Origin of the sequence: Pedobacter sp., from assembly GCF_045628745.1 — a bacterium.
Lineage (GTDB): Bacteria > Bacteroidota > Bacteroidia > Sphingobacteriales > Sphingobacteriaceae > Pedobacter.
The window spans coordinates 1-1,844 of record NZ_JAZQPU010000136.1; the positions used below are offsets into that span (position 1 = coordinate 1).

Below are 1,844 nucleotides of genomic sequence, written 5' to 3' on the forward strand. Positions count from 1 at the left end.
CCCGGAAAAACAGCGCGATCTTTCTGCGACTGGTGTTTGAAGATAGCATATTTCTTTTTCTCGAGTTCTTGTGGACTCAAAGGTACGGCCATTTCAATTTCATGGGTTTCAAATTCCTGCCATGCCCCGCGGTACATCCACAGCCAGCAGTCTTGCGCCCAGGCTTCCGTTTTACGGAGTTCTACTAAAGCGGCAAGTACAATGTTAAAGCACACCACATGTGTACCGTGAGGGTCCTCGAAATCACCAGCAGCAAAGACCTGCTGCGGTTTAACTTGTTGCAGCAATTCTATGGTAATTTCAATATCCTTCTGGGTTACGGGGCTCTTTTGAATTTTACCGGTTTCATAGAAAGGTAAGGCCATAAAATGAATATGGTCATCTTCAAGACCGCAGTATCTTGCACCGGCAGTAGCTTCTCCTTTACGGATGATGCTTTTTACAGATTGAATTTCTGGCGTGTCTACCTGGTTTGGTCGCTTACTTTCCATGAAAGTACGCATGTCATCATATATTTTTTGCAGTGCATCCTGTCCTAAGCCCATTTTTTTGGAGAAGTCAATACTGAATTCCACAAAACGCAAAGCATCATCATCCCATACGGCTGTATTTCCAGAAGTCTGGTAGGCCACATGTACATCATGTTGCTGGTCTACCAGCCTGATGAAAGTACCACCCATAGATATCACATCATCATCAGGGTGTGGAGAGAAAATAAGAACTCTTTTTTTCGCAGGCAGGGCACGTTCTGGCCTTTGGCTATCATCTGCATTGGGTTTACCACCCGGCCATCCTGTAATGGTATGCTGCAGTTTATTGAAAATATGAATGTTGATATTGTAAACAGGACCTTTCTCCAGGGCAAGTTGTGCCATGCCATGGTTATTGAAATCGTCTTCCGTTAATTTTAAGATCGGTTTTTTAAGGGTGTTAGCTAGCCAGATGACCGCTTTGCGGGTTAATTTCTCATCCCAGGTACAATCTTTCACTAACCATGGTGTATCAAAACGGGTGAGGTCAGAGGCTGCGGCTTCATCCAGAATAAACTCTACATGCTCAGAAAGCTGCAGATACGTAGCCGGTACTTCACTTGAAATTTCTCCTTCTACCGCTTTTTTGATGATGCTTGCTTTTTTTCTGCTCCAGGCCATCAAAATGATTTCTCGGGCTTTGAAAATTGTGCCTATACCCATGGTAATGGCTTTTGTAGGTACAAAAGATTTGCCACCAAAGTCTCTTGCGGCATCTCTTTTAGTCAGGTCATCTAAAGTAACCAGTCGCGTGCCAGAGTTTGGCGCAGAACCGGGCTCATTGAAACCAATGTGACCTGTACGTCCGATTCCCAGCAGCTGGATGTCTAATCCACCCACACTGGTAATTTTCTTTTCGTAGTTGAGGCAGAACTGAGGAATTTCTTCCTGCGTTAAGGTACCGTCAGGAATGTTGATGTTGTTTTTGTCAATATCGATATGATTAAAAAGGTTTTCATTCATGAAGGTTACATAACTCTGTGCAGCAGTAGGCTGCATAGGGTAGTATTCATCAAGGTTAAAGGTCACCACGTTTTTAAAACTCAGCCCTTCCTCTTTGTGTAAACGGACAAGTTCTTCATAAACCGCAATTGGTGTTACCCCAGTTGCTAAGCCTAGCACTGCTATCGTATTTTCTGCTTGTTTTCTTTTAATCAATGTTGCAATACGGTGCGCTACATGTAAGGATGCAGACTTTGCATCGTCGAAAACAGAAACAGGCAGTTTTTCAAAGCGTGTTTCTTCTAATAGATTTAATCTAGCCATTTATTAGGTTGTTAATATTGATTCGGAGTAGTAAATATAGGGGAGAAT

Annotated in this window: 1 protein-coding gene; it reads right to left on the reverse strand. The window is 43.0% G+C overall.

Annotation, left to right across the window (positions count from 1 at the left end; all coding sequences use genetic code 11):
• The coding region (nagB, locus tag ACR2F7_RS05785; RefSeq protein WP_432712638.1) for a glucosamine-6-phosphate deaminase at nucleotides 1-1,796 on the reverse strand (1,796 nt) is incomplete at its 3' end.
• Between the last annotated feature and the right edge of the window lie 48 nt (nucleotides 1,797-1,844).